This is a genomic window from Flagellimonas aequoris (assembly GCF_003584165.1).
Lineage (GTDB): Bacteria > Bacteroidota > Bacteroidia > Flavobacteriales > Flavobacteriaceae > Flagellimonas > Flagellimonas aequoris.
The window spans coordinates 108,390-128,787 of the sequence record NZ_QXFJ01000027.1 but is presented as its reverse complement, the minus strand read 5'-3'; the positions used below and the strand labels follow the sequence as shown (position 1 = coordinate 128,787).

General features: G+C 44.1%; 21 protein-coding genes. 4 read left to right on the top strand and 17 right to left on the bottom strand.

Going from position 1 to position 20,398, the window contains the following annotated elements; genetic code table 11:
- Positions 1-71 precede the first annotated feature (71 nt).
- From secA to D2U88_RS11870, 7 genes are all read right to left on the bottom strand, one after another.
- On the bottom strand, positions 72-3,434 hold the full coding sequence (gene secA, locus D2U88_RS11895; protein ID WP_119640785.1) for a preprotein translocase subunit SecA: 3,363 nt from the start codon (positions 3,432-3,434) through the stop codon (positions 72-74).
- Between the two features lie 135 nt (positions 3,435-3,569).
- Positions 3,570-3,794 (bottom strand): DUF2795 domain-containing protein, encoded by a 225-nt coding sequence (locus D2U88_RS11890; RefSeq protein WP_013551418.1) that lies wholly within the window; start codon positions 3,792-3,794, stop codon positions 3,570-3,572.
- Between the two features lie 125 nt (positions 3,795-3,919).
- Positions 3,920-4,477, bottom strand: coding sequence for a cob(I)yrinic acid a,c-diamide adenosyltransferase (locus D2U88_RS11885; protein WP_119640784.1), 558 nt, complete (start codon positions 4,475-4,477; stop codon positions 3,920-3,922).
- Between the two features lie 105 nt (positions 4,478-4,582).
- Positions 4,583-4,738 carry a hypothetical protein gene (locus D2U88_RS19665; RefSeq protein WP_220473503.1) on the bottom strand — a complete coding sequence of 52 codons (156 nt, stop codon included), beginning with the start codon at positions 4,736-4,738 and terminating at the stop codon, positions 4,583-4,585.
- A gap of 16 nt (positions 4,739-4,754) precedes the next feature.
- A complete protein-coding gene (locus D2U88_RS11880) occupies positions 4,755-5,252 on the bottom strand; it encodes a hypothetical protein (protein ID WP_119640783.1) in 498 nt (165 codons plus the stop codon).
- 2 nt (positions 5,253-5,254) lie between these two features.
- Positions 5,255-7,126 (bottom strand): ABC-F family ATP-binding cassette domain-containing protein, encoded by a 1,872-nt coding sequence (locus D2U88_RS11875; RefSeq protein ID WP_119640782.1) that lies wholly within the window; start codon positions 7,124-7,126, stop codon positions 5,255-5,257.
- 22 nt (positions 7,127-7,148) lie between these two features.
- On the bottom strand, positions 7,149-8,318 hold the full coding sequence (locus D2U88_RS11870) for a lipoprotein N-acyltransferase Lnb domain-containing protein (RefSeq protein WP_119640909.1): 1,170 nt from the start codon (positions 8,316-8,318) through the stop codon (positions 7,149-7,151).
- A 101-nt stretch (positions 8,319-8,419) separates the two neighbouring features.
- Here D2U88_RS11870 and D2U88_RS11865 point away from each other — a divergent pair, with 101 nt between their 5' ends.
- The gene (locus tag D2U88_RS11865; protein WP_119640781.1) at positions 8,420-9,142 is read left to right on the top strand and encodes a CDP-alcohol phosphatidyltransferase family protein; all 723 of its coding nucleotides are present in this window, start codon (positions 8,420-8,422) and stop codon (positions 9,140-9,142) included.
- 1 nt (position 9,143) lies between these two features.
- On the opposite strand, the gene lptB is transcribed toward D2U88_RS11865, so the two are convergent.
- Genes lptB through D2U88_RS11845 form a run of 4 tightly spaced genes read right to left on the bottom strand, consistent with a single transcriptional unit; the run spans position 9,144 to position 12,089 of the window.
- Positions 9,144-9,884, bottom strand: coding sequence for an LPS export ABC transporter ATP-binding protein (gene lptB / locus D2U88_RS11860; protein WP_119640780.1), 741 nt, complete (start codon positions 9,882-9,884; stop codon positions 9,144-9,146).
- Between the two features lie 57 nt (positions 9,885-9,941).
- Positions 9,942-10,292, bottom strand: a complete 351-nt coding sequence (locus D2U88_RS11855) for a carboxymuconolactone decarboxylase family protein (RefSeq protein WP_119640779.1) — start codon at positions 10,290-10,292, stop codon at positions 9,942-9,944.
- Positions 10,282-11,124: a twin-arginine translocase subunit TatC gene (gene tatC / locus D2U88_RS11850; RefSeq protein ID WP_119640778.1), complete on the bottom strand. Its 843-nt coding sequence runs from the start codon at positions 11,122-11,124 to the stop codon at positions 10,282-10,284. The genes D2U88_RS11855 and tatC overlap by 11 nt, the downstream gene beginning before the upstream one ends.
- Positions 11,124-12,089 carry a KpsF/GutQ family sugar-phosphate isomerase gene (locus D2U88_RS11845; protein ID WP_119640777.1) on the bottom strand — a complete coding sequence of 322 codons (966 nt, stop codon included), beginning with the start codon at positions 12,087-12,089 and terminating at the stop codon, positions 11,124-11,126. The genes tatC and D2U88_RS11845 overlap by 1 nt, the downstream gene beginning before the upstream one ends.
- Positions 12,090-12,274: 185 nt before the next feature.
- On the opposite strand from D2U88_RS11845, the gene recQ reads away from it, so the two are divergent.
- Positions 12,275-14,476, top strand: a complete 2,202-nt coding sequence (gene recQ / locus D2U88_RS11840; RefSeq protein ID WP_119640776.1) for a DNA helicase RecQ — start codon at positions 12,275-12,277, stop codon at positions 14,474-14,476.
- On the opposite strand, the gene D2U88_RS11835 is transcribed toward recQ, so the two are convergent.
- The 3 genes from D2U88_RS11835 to D2U88_RS11825 are packed head-to-tail and all read right to left on the bottom strand — an operon-like array spanning position 14,473 to position 15,440.
- Positions 14,473-14,784 carry a CCC motif membrane protein gene (locus D2U88_RS11835; RefSeq protein ID WP_119640775.1) on the bottom strand — a complete coding sequence of 104 codons (312 nt, stop codon included), beginning with the start codon at positions 14,782-14,784 and terminating at the stop codon, positions 14,473-14,475. The two genes, recQ and D2U88_RS11835, sit on opposite strands and share 4 nt — an antisense overlap.
- A gap of 12 nt (positions 14,785-14,796) precedes the next feature.
- Positions 14,797-15,120, bottom strand: a complete 324-nt coding sequence (locus D2U88_RS11830; protein WP_119640774.1) for a CCC motif membrane protein — start codon at positions 15,118-15,120, stop codon at positions 14,797-14,799.
- Positions 15,121-15,131: 11 nt separating this feature from the next.
- Positions 15,132-15,440, bottom strand: a complete 309-nt coding sequence (locus D2U88_RS11825; RefSeq protein ID WP_119640773.1) for a DUF2752 domain-containing protein — start codon at positions 15,438-15,440, stop codon at positions 15,132-15,134.
- A gap of 83 nt (positions 15,441-15,523) precedes the next feature.
- Here D2U88_RS11825 and D2U88_RS11820 point away from each other — a divergent pair, with 83 nt between their 5' ends.
- Positions 15,524-16,069, top strand: coding sequence for a Smr/MutS family protein (locus D2U88_RS11820; protein WP_119640772.1), 546 nt, complete (start codon positions 15,524-15,526; stop codon positions 16,067-16,069).
- Here the strand turns inward: D2U88_RS11820 and D2U88_RS11815 are convergent.
- A complete protein-coding gene (locus D2U88_RS11815) occupies positions 16,066-16,581 on the bottom strand; it encodes a hypothetical protein (RefSeq protein ID WP_119640771.1) in 516 nt (171 codons plus the stop codon). The two genes, D2U88_RS11820 and D2U88_RS11815, sit on opposite strands and share 4 nt — an antisense overlap.
- Positions 16,582-16,691: 110 nt before the next feature.
- On the opposite strand from D2U88_RS11815, the gene D2U88_RS11810 reads away from it, so the two are divergent.
- The gene (locus tag D2U88_RS11810; RefSeq protein WP_119640770.1) at positions 16,692-17,840 is read left to right on the top strand and encodes a cysteine desulfurase family protein; all 1,149 of its coding nucleotides are present in this window, start codon (positions 16,692-16,694) and stop codon (positions 17,838-17,840) included.
- On the opposite strand, the gene D2U88_RS11805 is transcribed toward D2U88_RS11810, so the two are convergent.
- A complete protein-coding gene (locus D2U88_RS11805) occupies positions 17,841-18,491 on the bottom strand; it encodes a hypothetical protein (RefSeq protein ID WP_119640908.1) in 651 nt (216 codons plus the stop codon).
- A 105-nt stretch (positions 18,492-18,596) separates the two neighbouring features.
- Positions 18,597-20,288 (bottom strand): M23 family metallopeptidase, encoded by a 1,692-nt coding sequence (locus D2U88_RS11800; RefSeq protein ID WP_119640769.1) that lies wholly within the window; start codon positions 20,286-20,288, stop codon positions 18,597-18,599.
- Positions 20,289-20,398: the final 110 nt, after the last annotated feature.

Sequence of the window (20,398 nt, the reverse complement as noted above, 5' to 3'; positions counted from 1 at the left end):
ACTATGTTTTTGATATAAAAAAAGTGGCAGCTATAAATAACTGCCACTCTTAAAATTTTGAATGAGAGGGTTTAGTCTTCCACCAATACCCACTCCCCTTTATCGAGTAAGGGCTCTGCCTGCTTAAACTTCATGGATTTGCTCTCTCCCGACATTACGTTTTTAATGGTGACCCTATCGTTACGCCCAATTTTCGGTTTCTCACGAACAATAGTCTCGGTAATATGGGGTCTTTGCCCTTGGGTTTGGCCCGCGGCCCTGTTCTGGGCAGCCAGCTCGTCACTGTTCGGGATTTCTTCTTTGGAAGTCTGAAGGTTTTCCTTGGGTCTGCGAACCGTTCTGGCCTCTTGGATCTGATTGGTGTTCTCAGAGGGCAATTCCCCTTTGAAAAGGAAAGAAATCACTTCTTTGTTCACTTTGTCTATCATATCCTTGAAAAGTTCAAAAGCCTCAAACTTGTAGATCAATAAGGGATCTTTTTGTTCGTGTACGGCCAATTGAACGGATTGTTTCAACTCGTCCATCTTGCGCAAATGCGTCTTCCAGGAATCATCGATGATGGCAAGGGTGATGTTCTTTTCAAAATCGGTGATCAATTGCTTTCCGTCCGTTTTATAAGCTTTCTCCAAATTCGTCACCACGTTCAAAGTCTTGATGCCATCGGTAAAGGGAACCACAATACGTTCGAACTTGTTGGTGTCATCCTCGAACACTTTTTTGATGACCTGGAAGGCCACAGTGGCACTTCGCTCCATTTTTTGTTGATAGAAGTTATAGGCGGCCTTATAGACGGTCCCTGCAACTTCCTGGAAACTCATTTTTTTGAATTCCTCCTCGGAAATGGGTGACGTGATCGAGAAGAATTTGATCAACTCGAATTCGAAATTTTTGAAGTCATCCGCCATTTTGTTGGTCTCCGCCACCACTTCACAGGTGTCGTAGATCATGTTGGCAATGTCAACTTTTAAACGATCTCCTTGAAGGGCGTGTTTCCTTCTTTTGTAGACTACTTCCCTTTGGGCGTTCATCACATCATCATACTCCAACAAACGTTTACGGATGCCGAAGTTGTTCTCTTCCACCTTTTTCTGGGCGCGCTCTATGGATTTGGTCATCATGGAGTGTTGGATCACTTCTCCTTCTTCCAATCCCATGCGGTCCATCATTTTGGCGACCCTATCCGAACCGAACAAACGCATCAAGTTATCTTCCAACGAAACGTAGAACTGGGAACTTCCTGGGTCTCCCTGTCTACCGGAACGACCTCTCAACTGTCTGTCCACCCGTCTGGAATCGTGTCGCTCTGTACCAATAATGGCCAAACCACCTGCTTTTTTCACATCTGGGGTCAATTTGATGTCGGTACCCCTACCGGCCATGTTGGTGGCAATGGTGACCACTCCGGATTTTCCAGCTTCGGCCACAATATCGGCCTCTTTTTTATGGAGCTTGGCGTTCAATACGTTGTGCGGTATTTTGCGTACGCTCAACAGTTTGGACAACAATTCCGAAATCTCTACCGAAGTGGTACCGATCAGCACGGGCCTGCCTGCAGTGGCAAGCTGGGTCACTTCTTCAATAATGGCGTTGTATTTTTCGCGCTTGGTCTTGTAGATCAAGTCGTGCCTGTCATGTCTCGCAATAGGTCTGTTGGTCGGGATTTCCATCACATCCAACTCATAGATTTCCCAAAACTCGCCAGCTTCGGTTACCGCGGTACCGGTCATCCCTGCCAACTTATTGTACATTCTAAAGTAGTTCTGCAAGGTGATGGTGGCGAAGGTCTGGGTCATGGCCTCGATCTTCACACTCTCCTTGGCCTCAATGGCTTGGTGCAGTCCGTCAGAATATCGTCTTCCGTCCATGATACGACCGGTTTGCTCATCCACAATCAACACTTTGTTGTCGATGACCACATATTCTACATCCTTTTCGAAGAGGGTATAGGCTTTCAATAATTGGGTGAGCGTGTGGATCCTTTCACTTTTGATGGCAAAATCCTTGAAAAGGTCTTCCTTGAGATCGGCCTCTTCCTCAATTTCCAGATTTTGGTTTTCGATCTTGGCAATTTCGCTACCGATATCGGGCAACACAAAAAAGTCCCTATCCTGATCGCCAGAGATGTATTCAACTCCCTTATCGGTCAGTTCTATCTGGTTGTTTTTTTCATCGATTACGAACAACAGTTCCTCATCCACTTTGGGCATTTCCCTGTTGTTGTCCTGCATGTAGTAGTTCTCGGTCTTTTGCAACAATTGTTTGACCCCTTCTTCACTCAAAAATTTGATGAGGGCCTTGTTTTTGGGAAGACCACGATGTACACGTAGCAGTTGGAAACCACCTTCTTTGGTATCCCCTTCCTTGATCAACCGTTTGGCCTCTGCCAAAACCCCGGTTAAATATTGTCGTTGTTTTTGAACGATATCGGAAACCTTGGGTTTTAGTTCGTTGAATTCGTGTCGGTCACCTTCAGGTACAGGTCCGGAAATGATCAACGGTGTTCTGGCATCATCGATCAATACAGAATCCACCTCATCCACAATGGCATAGTGGTGTGGACGTTGTACCAGATCATCAGGCGTATGCGCCATGTTGTCACGTAGGTAGTCAAAACCGAACTCGTTGTTGGTTCCGTAGGTGATATCGGCGTTGTAGGCCGCCCTTCTTCCATCGGAATTGGGTCGGTGCTTATCAATGCAATCCACGGAAAGGCCGTGGAACTCGAACAATGGGCCCATCCAGGCGCTGTCCCTTTTAGCCAAGTAATCGTTCACGGTTACCAAGTGCGCCCCTTTTCCTGCCAAGGCGTTCAGATAGAGCGGGAGGGTGGCCACAAGGGTCTTACCTTCACCGGTCTGCATTTCCGCGATTTTTCCTTGGTGTAATGCAATACCTCCAATCAACTGCACATCATAATGGACCATATCCCAAGTGACTTCTTTTCCGGCGGCATCCCATGAGTTTTGCCAAACGGCCTTGTCATCCTCCAAGGTCACATAGTCCCTGTCACCGGACAATTTTCTGTCAAACTCGGTGGCGGTTACCGTTAAAGTTTCGTTGGCCGCGAAGCGTTTTGCGGTTTCTTTTACCACGGCAAAGGCTTCGGGTAAGATAGTGTTCAGGGTATTTTCTGAAATTTTATAGGCCTCTTCGTTCAGCTTGTCAATTTCAGTATAGATTTCTTCGTTTCGGTCGATGTCATTGGAGGCTTCGACTTCTGCTTCAAGGGCTGCGATCTTATCGTTGATCTCTTTGCAGTCCTCAGCGATCTTGGCCTTGAAATCGACGGTTTTCTGTCTTAGTTCATCGTGCGACAATCCTTCCAACTGCTGCTCGAAGGATTTTATTTCTTTTACCAAAGGTTGGAGCGCTTTTACATCTTTCTCCGATTTATCTCCTACAAAAACCTTTAGTACGGAATTAATTAAACTCATGGAATAATTTTTCGTTTGAATGGCAAAAGCTGTTCCAAGGATGGGATTACGATGGAAATCTTTTGCTGGGCTGTCAAAATTACATAAAAAAAAGCCTCAGATGAGACTTTTTAACGTGCTTTGTGCTTTATGAATTTAATATTCATCCTCGTTCCAGAGGTAATCTTCCTCGGTGGGATAATCAGGCCAGATCTCTTCGATGGATTCGTATATCTCGCCGCCCTCTTCTTCCATGGACTGCAAATTTTCAACTACTTCCAACGGGGCTCCCGTACGAATCGCGTAATCTATCAGTTCGTCTTTGGTGGCTGGCCAAGGTGCATCACTTAAATATGAGGCTAGTTCTAACGTCCAGTACATAGTAACGGTTTGATTTTAAATTTTTTGCAAAAATAAATTTTAAACCCAATTTGTCAAGTAAAAACTGGATTATTTAAAAATTATTTTATTGTTGGCAAAACTTAGCGGTCAAAAAAACGATTTTATCAGTCCAATTTCTCCGGAATCCACTTGATTTCATCGGCGTTTACATCTTTGGACAACTTTCGTGCCAATACAAAAAGGTAGTCGGATAGGCGATTCATATAGGAAAGCAAGGTATCTGGAACAGGTTCGTTCTCGTGCAAATAGGAGATCATCCGCTCAGCCCTACGGCAAACCGTTCTGGCAATATGACAGTATGACACGGTCGTGTGGCCTCCAGGAAGGATAAAATGTGTCATTTCAGGAAGGTTTTCGTTCATTTGGTCCATTTCCTGTTCCAAAAGGGCAATGTCCTCTTGGCTAATTCGTGAAATTTTCAGGCGTTTGTCCTTGTCGGGTTCCGTGGCCAATATAGATCCCACGGTGAAGAGTTTTTTTTGGATCAGTACCAACATTTCTTTGGAATGGGCATCCATTTGCTGATCGCGGAGCAGCCCCAAATGCGAATTGAGTTCATCGATGGTGCCGTAACTCTCTATGCGGATATGGTGTTTGGGAACCCTTCGGCCTGTAAATAGTGCCGTGGTGCCCTTATCGCCTGTTTTGGTGTATATTTTCATTTTTTCAATTATCAATGTTCAATAAACAATAATCAATTAACAGTTGTTGTCCGATCGGTATTTGTACTGTCAATTGCTCATTATGAATTGGTAATTGTCCATTGTTCACTGTTCATTGTCCCGCCTTCGCTTTCCTTCCATGAACCTGCGCGATTTCCTACGTTTGGTGGCTCTTTTATTTCTGGTCAAAATCACCAAATAAATAAGCCCCAATACGCCGAGCACGTACCAAATCGTATTGTCTGTTGCAACATTTTCCATACCTAAAATTACTGCTTTAAATCCGAATGGTGAAATGCTCCTTTACCTGTTCCCTACGGATAAATAGGATGCCACAATGATACAGGTCCATGCTGACCGTAATCTCAGGTTGAGCTATGAGGTGGTTCCACTCTTCCAGTTTTTTTTTGTCAAAGTAGATGTTGTCAATTATTAGCAAACTGTCATTATGGAGTCTACCTTCATTCAGTAGCATATTGAATTCGGAAGGGCTTAGGCTTTCAAGAAAGGATAAATCCAACATCTGTTGTCCAAATTGAACCCTTGGGAAGTTTTCCTTTACTAGTTTTTTGATTTCAAGGTCTTCGATAATGGCATGCTGAACGTTGAAATATTCGATGCTTTTGAGCAAAACATTGATGCTTTTGTCTTTATGGTACGTCTTCTTATTGTAAAGGCATTTTGTTACAAAATTGAAGACGAAGGGTGAATGTACCCCGTGTTCGTTGGTGGATTTCAGCAGGAATTGAAGATACGAAGCGATCCTGAACCACATGATTATCCTTCAAGAATTGAGGAAAGCTCAAACCAGCGCTCCGTTTTGGTCTCGATGGCATCCGAAACTTCCTTGAGTTCCACGGACAATTGATTGATCTGATCACCTGTTAAGTCAGGATCGGTAAATCGGTTCTGTAGCGTCTCTTTTTGCTCCTCAAGCTTTTGGATGTCCTTTTCCAATTGCTTGTATTCTTTTTGCTCATTGTACGAAAGTTTACCCCCACTGGTGTCCCTCCAGTTTTTTTCCTGTTTCTCCACCACGGTGGATTTGTTTTCCCTTTCTTCTTCCACCTTGCTGCTCTCGTACACACGGTAATCCGTATAGTTGCCTGGAAAATCTTCGATAATCCCATTTCCTTTGAAAACGAACAGGTGATCTACGATCTTGTCCATAAAATAACGGTCGTGCGATACCACGATCAAGCAGCCAGGAAAATCCAACAGAAAGTTTTCCAAAACATTGAGGGTCACAATGTCAAGGTCGTTGGTGGGCTCATCCAAGATCAAGAAATTGGGGTTTTGGATGAGTACCGTACACAAATAAAGCCGTTTGCGTTCCCCTCCACTCAATTTTTCGACAAAGTCATATTGCTTTTTACGGTCAAAAAGAAAACGTTCCAAAAGCTGTTGGGCAGAAATCTGTCTTCCTTTTTTCAGGGGAATGTAATCCCCAAATTCGCGGATCACATCAATGACCTTTTGGCCTTCCTTATCCGGAATCCCTTTTTGGGTGTAGTAGCCAAATTTTAGGGTATCGCCCACCACAACCTTACCGCCATCCACATGTTCCTGTTGGGTGATGATGTTCAAAAAAGTGGATTTACCGGTGCCGTTCTGTCCAATGATACCTACCCGTTCACCTTTGGTGAAGTTGTAATCGAACTTGTTCAGAATCACTTTGTCGCCATAAGACTTGGTGATATTGTGCAATTCCAAAATCTTGCTGCCCAAGCGCTCCATGTTCAGCTCCAATTGCACTTCGTGCTCCTTTCTACGTTGATGGGCCCTTTGCTTGATCTCATTGAAATCGTCAATCCGGGACTTGGATTTGGTGGTCCTGGCCTTGGGTTGCCTTCTGATCCATTCCAATTCCTTTTTGTAGAGCATTTTGGACTTCTGTTGTTCCACGGCCTCCCGCTCCATGCGTCCCTCCTTCTCATTCAGGTAATAGGAATAATTACCCTTGTAGGTGTAGAGTTGGTTGTTGTCCAATTCGATGATTTCGTTGCAGACGCGGTCCAGAAAATAGCGGTCGTGGGTAACCATGAAAAGCGTGATGTTCTCTTTGGCGAAATAGGCTTCCAGCCACTCGATCATCTCTAGGTCCAAGTGGTTGGTAGGCTCGTCCAAAATAAGCAGGTCAGGCTTGTTGAGCAGCGCATTGGCCAATGCCAATCGTTTTTTTTGACCTCCCGATAACGTGGAAACCTTGGCATCGAGTTGGGTCAGTTGCAGTTTAAAGAGGATTTGCTTGTACTGGGTCTCGAAATCCCAGGCTTGGTGGTGCTCCATGGCTTCAAACGCCTTTTGATATTGTACGGAGTCATCCGGGTTTTCCACGGCCTTTTCGTAGGCTGCAATGATCTTTAAAATCTCATTATCAGTGGCAAAAATGGTTTCTTCTACGGTCAGGTTAGGGTCCAAATAGGGTTCTTGTTCCAAAAAGGATATTTTGATCCCTTTTCTAACGTTCACTTGACCTGTTTCGGAAGTATCCTTGCCCGACATGATGTTCAATATTGATGTCTTGCCACTCCCATTCTTGGCAATGAGCGCAATTTTTTGGTCTTTGTTGATACCAAAAGAAATGTCGGAGAACAGGACCAGTTCCCCATAGGATTTCGATATGTTTTCTACCGTCAATAAATTCATGGATGCTGCAAAATCATCAAGCTTACAACTTGGAATACCGAATAAGATATACGTATCGGATAGCCAGGGTCAAAAGTAAGGGAATCAGTACGGGCGAAAAAATCTGCACTTTGAATAACCAAAGCAAAAGCATCAATCCTATCAACCCCAAAGCGGTCCAAAGATATTTGGTTGACCATTCAGGCAGTTTATCCTGAAAGGCAAAAATGAAGGCCACAAATGCATTCAAGGGGAAAGCCCAAAGCACATTGAAGTTTCTGGGTGTGGAGGTATGGTCCGTGGCCACCCAAAGGAGGAACAAAACCGTTCCGGCCAGTCCGGTAATTAACATCAGTGAAAAATCCAACCACCTGCTCCTTGTTTGGTGGCGATAATCGAAATAGGTGATGATTCCCGTGAATGCCAACAACAGGATAAACCAGAACAACGGGGTCAAAGGAAAAAAGGTTTGGTTTATGTGTTCGCTATAATCCAAAATGGTGCGCTCCCTTTTCAAGATGGGTTTCCCGTCCAACGTGGTATGCCTCATCTGTTCCATGGCGTAATAGGGCATGAACATATGCTCTTGTACGGTCGCTTTTCGATCTACGGGAGATCCAAAAGCCAAGTCAATGCCGAACATGGACCATGAATTGACTTTTAGAAATTGTCGCACCAATTGCCTGAAGGTATACTGCTCTTCCAAATAGGAGCCATCAAAAACAACTTTGTCCCCAAATTGATCTTTAAGGATGGTGCCCGTAATGCTGGAACAATTGTTCAAAAGGGGGTCGTAGAGGTAATCCCTGTTCTGGGGAAGGTAATTGTTCTCGAAAAATTGGAGCATTTGGTTTCGCTGCTCTAGGGTAAGGTCCAGAATCTGTTCCTTGATCCATCTTTTTTCCAGTTCGTAAGAGAACAAAAAATTATCCAAAGTGTCTCGGGAAAGGGAATAGATCAAACGTCCCTTGGCAAAATTGAGATAGAAATTGGGTTTGTTGAAATCAAATGTCCCGTAGTTGTATACCACATCAATACCTAAAACGGAATCCTGCACACGGAAGGCACTATGCCCAAAAGCGGTGTACACCTCATCGCCTGCGGCACAGGTAAGAAGACTGATCTGGGATTTTTCCGAGAGTTCGGGTACTTGGGAAAACAAGGTTTTCCCGACCAAAAGGAACAAGATAAGTAATAGGGATTTTGGTTTCATTCCAAATTTCATCAGCGCAAATATCAGAATAAATACGGCTCCTTGAAATAGGATTCCGTAACAGTTTGTTTTTTCCCTTATTTTTACGGAAATCAATACCTATGAAGTCCTATATTCCCAACTTTTTAACGCTTTTGAATGTTTTGAGTGGTTGCATTGCCACAGTTTTTGCGGTGCTGAACCATTTGGAATGGGCCGCACTATTTGTATTCATCGGAATATTTTTTGATTTTTTTGATGGATTGGCTGCCCGGATCCTAAATGTTCAGAGCGAAGTTGGGGTGCAATTGGACTCCCTTGCCGATGTGATCACCAGCGGGTTGGTCCCCGGAATTTTCATGTACCAATTGTTGAATATGGCCGAAAGGGGAGGGTGGAACCTTGGCTTTGGGCACGATATGGAGCTGTCCGTCATGCCATTTTTAGGTTTTGTGATTACACTGGCTTCCGCTTATCGGTTGGCCAAATTCAATGTGGATGAGAACCAGGTTTCATCCTTTGTGGGCCTTCCCACACCTGCCAATACGCTTTTAATTATTTCCTTGCCCCTTATTTTGATGTACCATAACAACGAAGTGTTGAACGACATCATCCTCAATCCTTGGTTTTTGATCGGTTTGACGATTTTAAGTGCCTACTTGTTGAATTCACCCATAGAACTTTTCGCCCTCAAATTCAAAAATTGGAGTTTTAAGGATAACGGAATTCGTTATTTGTTCTTAATCGGAAGTTTGATCATGTTGTTGACCCTGAAGTTTTTGGCCATTCCCTTGATTATAGTATTCTATATTCTGGCTTCTTTGTTGGTGCCTTCTGGGAAGTGATCTAGAAATCCAATTTCTTTTTTCTGAGCTCAAAGTTCTGCCCCAGATATACCTTTCGCACCATTTCGTCTACCGCCAACTCTTCAGGAATACCAGCTTTTAGGATGCCTCCTTCAAACATGAGGTAAGAACGTTCCGTAATGGCCAAGGTCTCCTGTACGTTGTGATCGGTGATTAAAATACCGATGTTCTTGTTCTTCAATTGGGCCACAATACGTTGAATATCTTCCACAGCTACGGGATCTACCCCGGCAAAGGGTTCATCCAACAAAATAAACTTTGGATCGGTGGCCAAAGCCCTTGCAATTTCCGTACGACGGCGTTCGCCTCCTGAAAGTAGGTCGCCACGGTTTTTACGAATGTGCCCCAAACCAAATTCATCGATGAGCGATTCCATTTTCATGTGCTGCTCCTTCTTGGTCAACTTGGTCAGCTGCAGTACACTCAGAATATTTTTCTCAATGCTCAGTTTTCGGAATACCGAAGCTTCCTGTGCCAAATAACCGATGCCGTGTTGCGCCCGTTTGTACATCGGGAAACTGGTAATATCGGTGCTGTCAAGGTAAATGTTGCCGCCATTGGGTTTGATGAGCCCAACGATCATGTAGAATGAAGTGGTCTTTCCGGCACCATTAGGTCCCAAAAGACCCACGATTTCTCCTTGGTTCACTTCTAGGGAAATACCCCTAACAACTTTTCGGCCGCGGTAAGCCTTCATGATATTTTCTGCGCGTAGCTTCATAGGAACGTGCCAAAACTAAACATATTCTTTTTCTGGGATGGTGTCTTTTGGATTTTTTTAAGCATCATTGGCTTCCAAATCTTCCCAAAATTCATAGGCCCTTCGCAAATGGGGTACCACGATGGTACCACCCACCAAAGTGGCGATGCCCAACGTTTCCATGACCTCTTCTTTGTTGGCCCCGGCTTTTTTGGAACTTTCCAAGTGGTATTTCACGCAATCGTCGCATCGAAGCACTGCGGATGCAACCAGCCCCAACAATTCCTTGGTCTTTACATCAAGGGCCCCGGCCATATAGGCATTGGTGTCAAGATTAAAGATACGCTTGATCAACTTATTGTTGTCGGCCAACAACTTTTCGTTCATTTTGGAACGATATGCATTGAATTCTTCTACTTTATTTGGCATTTTTTCGCGCGTTTTCTTTTTTCTCTTCCCTTCTAACCACCATTCTGGAGATATAGATGCTGATCTGGTACAAAATAAGTACAGGGATGGCCACTACAATTTGACTGGTGATATCTGGAGGTGTAATGATGGCTGAAAGGATCAGAACGACTACCAAGGCAATCTTCCGGTACTTTTTCAAGATTTCCGGGGTTACCAGACCCACTTTGGTCAAGAAATAGATTACGATGGGGAGCTCGAACATGATCCCACAGGCAATGACGGAGGCTCTAACGGTGGATACGTAGGATGCCAGGTCAATCTCGTTCAATACCTCTTTACTGACCTGATATGAGCCTAAAAAATTGATGGACAACGGTGCCACCACATAATATCCGAACAGCACCCCCAAAAAGAACAGGGAGGAAGCGGTTAGGATGAATCCTCTGGAGTGCTTTCGCTCTTTTTCATAGAGTCCGGGGCTTATGAACCGCCATAGCTCGAACAATATATAAGGGAACCCGAGGATTACACCGGCCCAGATGGAGGTCCAGATGTGGGCCGAAAATTGGCCCGCCATCAATCTACTCTGAATAGTGAACGGCAGGGATTCGCTACAAAATTCGGATGTTACCCCAAAAAAGGTCGCGATGTTGCAAAAGAACTTGTAGGTGGGGAAGTCCATGTTCTTTGGACCAAATAGGATGGTATCAAAAATGAACCCCTTAAAAATAAAAGCCAAGCAAGCGATGATCACCACGGCGAAGGTGGAGCGTATCAAATGCCAGCGCAATTCTTCCAAATGGTCCAAAAAGGACATTTCATCCGGATTTTTCTTTTCTGTTTTTGCCATTATAGGATTCCCTCGTTTATAAGGTTATGGATATGGACCACACCGGCGTAGGCATCACCCTCAAAGGCCAAAAGTTGGGAAATGCTCTTTTCCTGGAGCAATTTCAACGCATTGATGGCCAAGGTATCCACATCTACCGATTTTGGGTTGGAGGTCATGATGTCCTTGGCGGTCAGTCCACTTATATTGTCATATTTGCTCAGCATCCTTCTTATATCCCCATCCGTAACGATGCCTACTACTTTGTTGTCTTCCATGACGGCCGTAACCCCCAACATTTTGGAGGATATTTCAACGATTACATCTTTTACGCTGGTGTTGATGTCCACTTGTGGTTTTTCATTGTTTACCACGATATCGGCCACGCGTAAATACAATTTTTTGCCCAAGGCGCCTCCGGGATGGTACTTGGCAAAGTCAGCACTGCTGAAACCCTTGAGCTCCAAAAGGGAGATGGCGAGTGCATCGCCCATGGCCATTTGCGCTGAGGTGCTGGTCGTTGGGGCCAGATTATTAGGACAGGCTTCTTTTTCCACAAAGGTGTTCAATACAAAATCGGCCTGTTTGGCCAATAGTGAATCCATGTTCCCGGTAATACCCACAAGTTTGTTCTTCCCTATCTTGATGAGTGGCAACAGGGCTTTTATTTCGGGTGTGTTTCCACTTTTGGATAAGCAAATGACCACATCGTTCTCCTGAATGGTGCCCAGATCGCCATGGATGGCATCCGCGGCATGCATGAAAATGGCAGGAGTGCCTGTGGAGTTCAGTGTGGCCACAATTTTAGAGGCTACAATGGCACTTTTCCCAACGCCGGAAACCACCACCCTTCCCTGCGATTCCAATATGTGTTGTACGGCATGTGCAAATTGGTCATCGAGTAGGTCTATCAAATTGCTGATGGCCTTACTTTCGATTTCAAGTGTCCGCTTTGCGATGGATAAAATTGACTGAATGTCGTTCAAGGTAAATAACGGATTATCTAATTGTATTCCTAAAAGAATATCTTATCTTTAAGATTACAAAACTAATCAAACTATCTTTTACAGACCATTATGGAAGATAGAATACTTCCTACTTTTGAAGATTGATTAAAATGATTGTTTCAATGGCCTTTCAGGTTGCTTGTTATTAATTGAAAAATGCGGAAATGAGCCTAACGAATACCGATTTGCATTCCTCACTCAAAAAATATTTTGGTTTCTCAAAATTTAAGGGGCTTCAGGAAGATGTCATCCAAAACGTGCTGGATGACAAGGATACTTTTGTAATCATGCCCACAGGGGGCGGGAAGTCCCTTTGTTACCAGTTGCCGGCCATTATGAAAGAGGGTACCGCCATTGTGGTTTCCCCTTTGATAGCTTTGATGAAAAACCAAGTCGATGCCATCCGGGGCATATCCGAACAAAATGGTATAGCCCACGTGCTCAACTCCTCACTCACCAAGACCGAGGTAAGACAGGTGATGGAGGATATTTCCAACGGCGTCACCAAATTGTTGTACGTGGCACCGGAATCGTTGACCAAGGAAGAATATGTAGATTTTTTGAGAAGCGTGAAACTTTCCTTCGTAGCTGTTGATGAGGCACACTGTATCTCGGAATGGGGACACGACTTTAGGCCTGAATATCGAAACCTAAAAGGCATCATCAACCGATTGGGAGAAGGCATTCCCATTATTGGACTGACAGCAACGGCCACACCAAAAGTACAGGAAGATATCATCAAAAATTTGGGAATGAACGATGCTTTGGTGTACAAGGCATCATTCAATAGGCCCAACCTGTTTTATGAGGTAAGGCCCAAGACCCAGAATGTGGACGCCGATATTATCCGATTTGTTAAGCAGAACCAGGGAAAATCGGGTATCATATATTGTTTGAGCAGAAAACGTGTAGAAGAGCTAGCCCAGGTATTACAGGTGAATGGGGTGAGTGCAGTGCCTTACCATGCTGGTTTTGATGCCAAGACAAGGGCCAAATACCAAGATATGTTCCTGATGGAAGAAGTGGATGTGGTTGTGGCCACCATTGCCTTCGGTATGGGAATCGATAAGCCCGATGTGCGTTTTGTGATCCATCACGATATCCCGAAAAGTATAGAAAGCTACTATCAGGAGACCGGTCGCGCCGGCCGTGATGGTGGTGAAGGTCATTGTTTGGCCTTCTATTCATACAAGGATGTGGAAAAACTGGAAAAGTTCATGTCCGGCAAACCTGTGGCGGAGCAGGAAATCGGAAATGCCTTGTTGCAAGAAATTGTGGCCTATGCCGAAACTTCCATGTCAAGAAGAAAGTTCATCCTGCATTATTTTGGTGAAGAATTTGATGAAGTGGATGGGGAAGGGGCCGATATGGACGATAATTCCAGAAACCCGAAACCCAAGGAAGAGGCCAAGGACGAGGTGGTGAAACTGCTGAGTGTGGTTCGGGATACCAAGGAAAAATTCAAGACCAAGGAAATTGTCAGGATTTTGGTGGGCAAGACCAATGCCATGATTTCGTCACACAAGACTGATGAGAAGGAATTTTTTGGAATCGGTGCCGAAAAAGACAAGTCGTACTGGATGGCGTTGGTCAGACAGGTACTTGTGGCGGGATTGCTCAAGAAAGAAATTGAGCGGTATGGAATTTTGCACTTGACCAAGGCCGGGGAGGATTATCTGGAAAATCCTGAATCCTTTATGATGACCAAAGACCATGTGTATTCGGAGGACACCAACGATGCGGTGACCCAAGCAGGCAAATCGGGAGGTGCATCGGCGGACGACAACTTGTTGAAATTATTGAAGGACCTCCGTAAAAATGAAGCCAGAAAAAGGGAGGTGCCGCCTTTTGTGGTGTTCCAAGACCCTTCTTTGGAAGATATGTCCCTCAAATATCCCATTACCATGGATGAACTCTTGAACATTCAGGGCGTAGGCGAGGGAAAGGCCAAAAAATACGGACAGCCTTTTATCGACCTTATCACCAAATATGTTGAGGAGAACGAAATCATCCGACCAGATGACCTTGTGGTGAAAAGTACAGGGGCCAATTCAGGCTTAAAACTATATGTGATCCAAAGTATAGACAGAAAATTACCTTTGGACGATATTGCCTCTGCCAAAGGGTTGGAGCTCCCTGAACTTATTAAGGAAATGGAACAGATTGTTTTCAGTGGCACCAAATTGAATATCGGTTACTGGATCGACGAAATCCTGGACGAGGACCAGCAAGAAGAGATCCATGACTACTTTTTGGAAGCCGATACCGATTCCATCACAAAAGCCATTGAAGAATTTGATGGCGACTACGATGATGATGAGCTTCGGTTGTACCGACTCAAATTTATAAGTGAAGTGGCAAACTAATAGTTGCCACTCCACTCACCTGCCGTAATCATGGCAATGATAAATCCAAAATAAAGGATGAACAGCACCAGATAGATCAGGGCCAATGCCAGGCCGATATAGGCCAAGATCTTTCCTGTCTTCACATTGCTGTAATCCGTATAACTTTCAGGACTTTGTAAGTATAACTGATTGGCGGTCTTCGCCTTCACCAAGGCGATGATGCTAAAAATGGCACCGAATGGACCGCAACATACCAAGGTGCCGACTATGGAAATGATTCCCATGGTCAGCACGGTACTTGCCCCAGGTAAGGGTTGTTGGCTCATATATTGATTGAATTATTGATATTGTTCCATCATTTCATTGACCTTTTCCATATAGCCGTCCCAGCCACCCATTTGATTGATGGACCAGATAGTGTAAAGTAAGTAAAGGAAACCTAAAACCATACCTATAATTGCCAAGATCTTGACGGTTTTCAGGGTGCTGTAATTTTTATAAAGGTCTGGGTTTTCGGTATAGGCCTTTTCATCTTTTCTGACCAACAAGAAGGCAATTCCACCAAGAATAAGTCCGGGTACGCCTCCAAAACAGCAGCATAAAAATGAGAGAATGGCCAACACCATAGCTATCGTTACATTTGGTAAATTTTTTTGTTCCATGATTTAAATGTTTAGTGTATCAATTTGATTATGAAGTTAATGAGTATCAACGCTACGCTTGTAATGCTCAGGAAAATAATGTACCTGTTGTCCACTTTCGCCTGGAATACTTTACTACTGATCAGCAGAACGAACAATGGAATGAGTGTGTAAACGGCCGGATACATTTTGAAGGCAGCCAAGAATTCACCATGCAGTAGCAAGTCGACAGATCGTTGCATGCCACAACCAGGACACTCCAGTCCGAACAGTTTCTTGTTGAGACAGGGCAACATGTAATCCTTTAAACTGAGGGCAAATATGGTTGGTTGTAGGTGCATCTTAGTCTGTAATAGGTGAAAAATACTATTATTTTTGTTTACAGGTTTAACTTTTTGGTCATTTTTTTAACGGTAAAAGGGATATGGGCAAATTTTCGATAGGTGATAGGGTAGAGGTACTGGACGAAGCCATCAAGGGTACCGTACAACATATAGAAGGGGATACGGTCACCTTGATGACCAAGGATGGTTTTCCCATGAAGTTCGCGGCCAGTGATTTGGTAAAGATTCAAGGGAAAATATCGGTTTCCAATATTGAGGTTTCCCAAATGATGGGAGAGAAGGAAGTTCCAAGGAGGAAAAAGGCCGTCAGTAAAAAACCAAAGGAACGCAATTTGCCCAAAATGGAGGTGGACCTACATATCCATCAATTGGTAAGATCCACCAAAGGACTCACTAATTTTGACATGCTCAACATTCAATTGGAAACCGCCAAACGCCAACTGGACTTTGCCATCCAAAAACGCATTCAAAAGGTGGTTTTCATCCATGGGGTGGGCGAGGGCGTTCTAAAGGATGAACTGCAGTATCTTTTCAATAAATATGACAACCTCAAATACTATGATGCCGACTATCAAAAATATGGGTTAGGGGCTACCGAAGTCTATATTTTTCAGAATGTTTCTTAGGGAATGGCGGTAGTGACCTCCCCGAAAGCACTAATGTTGAGGTTGGTAATACGTTCACCGCTACCTGTTACAAAAGAAATGCCACTCAAGCTGATGTTGTGTACAAAGTTGGTACCCTCGGTATCTGCATAAGTTTCAATGATCACCATCCCATCTTGTGCCTCCACTTCATCCACGACCACCGGATCTACGGTAGGTATATCGTCACAGAAGTAATTCTTGCTAACGCCATCCGAAAAAATACGATAAGTAACCTGGGATTGGCTGGGCACCGTACTTTCCGTGACTATAGTGTCCCCTACAACCCCTTTATTCAATACACCGCTCTGTAATTCCAAAATCAAGGCTTCGTTGTCATTGATCTTGAATAGAATATTCTTGCTGGTTGTTGCGGGTGCCGTACAATATTGAAGCGATACACTGTCAAAATCGATGGTCTCTATCTGCAGGTCGCCATCGCTGCAAGCAAAAAGTGCCAAGGAGCACAAGGCCAAAAAGAAATATTTTCCCATGCGCCAAATTTAAAGCAATTCCCTTTTAATAGCCCAATCCAAAAGGCGACTTTAAAGGAAATTAACTTTATTTCACGTATTTTTGCCCCGTTAAAAATGACGACTGGACCATGCAAAAAGTGTATCTGGACAATGCGGCGACCACGCAGGTAAGGGATGAGGTGATTTCGAGAATGCAAGAAGCCCTGGCCGTGCATTATGGTAACCCTTCATCTACCCATAGTTTTGGCCGCTCTGCAAAAACAGCTGTGGAGCAAGCCAGAAAAACCATTGCCAAAACCCTAAATGCCCAACCTTCCGAGATTATTTTTACCTCGGGTGGGACCGAAGCCGATAACATGATTTTGCGCTGTGCCGTTCGCGATTTGGGTGTGCGGACCATTATTACCTCAAAAATAGAACACCACGCGGTTCTGCATACCGTGGAGGAACTGGAAAAGGAGTATGGCATTGCTGTTTGGTATGTGGACCTTGACGAATTTGGAAATCCAAAAATGGACCATTTGGAAAGCCTTTTGCAAAAGGATAGTTCCAAAAAGCTGGTCAGTTTGATGCATGTAAACAATGAAATCGGGAACATTACGGATATCGCGTCCGTTGGAAAGCTTTGCAAGCAATATGGGGCATTGTTCCACTCCGATACCGTACAGTCCATCGGGCATTATGCTTGGGACGTGCAATCGGTACATATCGATTTTATGACCGCTGCCGCCCATAAGTTCCATGGACCTAAAGGCATTGGATTTGCCTTTATCCGAAAAAATTCCGGACTGAAACCTTTGATTGTCGGGGGAGCGCAGGAGAGGGGTTTTCGAGCTGGTACGGAGCCGTTCCATAATATTGTAGGGTTGGAAGAAGCCTTTGTAAAGGCTTACGAACATTTGGAAGAAGAGACCAATACGGTTAAGGAATTAAAGCGCTATTTTGTTGAAAAGTTACAACAGGAGATTCCTGGAGCTTTCTTCAATGGATTGTCCGCTGATTTGGAAAAAAGCACTTATACCTTGGCCAATGTACGTTTGCCTTTCGATAAGCAAAAAGGCTTGATGCTTCTTTTTCATTTGGATATGAAAGGAATTGCCTGCTCCAAAGGAAGTGCGTGCCAATCAGGAAGTGATCAAGGTTCTCACGTGCTTGCGGAGATTTTATCACCGGAAGAAATGGATAAACCTTCCCTAAGGTTCTCTTTCTCCATGTACAACACCAAGGAAGAAATGGATTATACAGTGCAGGTGTTAAAGGAATATGCCAATTCCTGATTAGTCTTTGTTCTTCTTTTTCTTTTCCTTGTCGTAAGGGAATTTTCTGGAGGCCGTCTTCATCATTTTATCAATGAGTTCGTTGGTGTTCTTGCCTGTCTTTTTGGTGATCACGTTTTCGTATTTCCAGAGGAGCTTGCCGGTTTCACCATCACTGATCTTCAATCCGATCCTACCATAATTGGCATCCCCGCTGAAGTAATCCATAAAACTAAAATCTGTGGGCACACCTTCTGAAAGTAGGATGTTCAGGTTTAAATTGCCACTGATGATGCCATCCACGTCCAAGATTTTGCATAGGTCTTGGGTGGTGTAGGTGTCTATATTATTGTAATCAATTCCGTTTTGGGCCAAAATGGCATTGGTATTGTGGATATTCTGAAAATCCACATTGAACTTTTTGCGTTTCTTGCGTCGGGCAAAATAAGTTTCCAATGCGTTCTGTACCGCGTAGCCTTCTTTTTTTGCAAGGACCTTCAATTCGTCATGGTCCACGGTTTTCTTCAGCTCCAGATAGGCAATGAAGGGTATAATGGCCAGTGTTTCATGGTCCTCGGTAAGCTCATCGAACTTCATGTTCTCATAAATGTTCTTTTGTGCCGAAACCAAGGTGCTTGTCAATAGAACAAAAACGAAGACAAATTTTTTCATCAGTATCATTTTAATCAAATCGTAACCCAAAGGGAGGTCGAAATTGTTTTCAACAAATAATATGGCGGGTCTGTTGCTGACTGATTTGCGCTTGCAAAAGTACGGTTATTTCCTGAAAAAAGTGCTGGTAAAGGTATTGGAGTTGCCCACATTGTCCGTTACGGTCACTTTGAGTTCACATTCGTTGGTGTTCAGGATCTTGTCATCAAAATTATAGGTAATGGTATTGGTTTTTGGTTCGTACTCCATTAAGATCCACTCGCCGTTCAAAGTGGCACTGTAGGTGTCTATCCCACTCAAGTCGTCGGAAATGTCGAGACTCAAATAACTGTAGTTGCTCAGCCATTGTTTCTCCTTAAAGTTTTTTGGTCGAATGGTGGGTGCAACACTGTCCCTCACCAAAGTATAGGTGCCAAGGGTGCGGGTACGGGTAGTGAATGATCCATCCCTTTTGTAGGTCTTGGAATACGATGGTCTCAGATCCTCGTCCAAATGGGCAATGAATAATTGTTTTCTTTCCTCCAACGGATATTTGGAAGGGTCAAAGCTGATGGTAAAGTTTCGATGGGCCGCCACACTGTTATCGTGTATGGCAATGGTATCGGTTCCTTTTTTTAGGTTGATGTAAAAATCTTCGTAAAAAGTATTGGCCGGAAAATATACTTTGGCCGCACCAAGGTCAAAATTGTTAGGCTTGTCGGCAATGATGAAATCATCCGTCCGATTATCATCCTTGGCCACTTTTTGAGGCTCCCGTTTTCCTTCGACCGGAATGATCAGCTTGGTAATGTTCCCCTCAATGTCTGAGATAAGCAATTCCACTTGGTAGGACATCCCCTCCTCAATGTCGATTTTTCCATTGTTGTATAGGGATTTGTAGATATCCAAATGGTTATAGGGTTCCTTGAAGCATTTTTGGATACGTTGTCTGTTTTTATAAAAATAAGGGTAATCGATCAAGGTGTTGATGTAACGCGTCTCCCCGAAGGAAAAGGTTTCAAAATCGAATTCGGAATATACCCTGCCGTTAACCGTTTGTTTTACCGAGTACACACCATTCTTGTTGGCGGCCAGATCTTGGCGGTCAAAGCTGTTAATGCCGAACCCAATGGTTCCCAAAGCCGATACCTTGTCGGCAAGTAAAGAACCGTCGGGCTGTTTGGTAAAATTGATCTGGGTGGTTTTGGCACTTTGGTTTATCAGGGCACCATCCGATAAGGGGTATCCGAATAGGCCCAAAACGGTTGGATTGGTGGCGTCGCGCACTTCGTATCCGTATAGCAAGGGGTTGGTCGGTTTTTCGGATACGCTGCTTCGTATTTCAAAATGAAGGTGTGGACCGGCCGAACCACCCGTATTGCCAGAATAGGCTATCACGTCACCTTTGGTAACTTTCAATTCCCCATAATCAGGAAACATCTCCACCTCATAGGACTGCTTGTCATACTGCACCTTTTTTACATACTCTTCCAATTCTGGACCGAATTTTTTAAGATGCCCATATACCGAAGTGTACCCATTGGGATGTGCCACATAGATTACCTTGCCGTAGCCCCAAAGGGAGACCTTGATCCGTGTAACGGTCCCATCCGCTACGGCCATTACAGGTAAACCCTCCCGTTGCTGCGTCTTGATGTCTATCCCAGAATGAAAATGATCGGAACGTAGTTCCCCGAAAGTTCCGGCAAGAATCAACGGTATTTCCAAAGGCGACTGAAAAGCATCCTGGGGATAATTGTCTTGGGCGACAAGTATTCTAGTGGAAAAAAAGAGGAAGACTACAAGATTAAGGCGCATAGTGTAATTTATAATTACTTACGAAAGTAACCAATGTTTTGTTTTTTGGAAAAGGATTTGCCGAGGTTTGGACTTAAACCAAAGCTTTAAGAATTAATCCAAAAAGTATT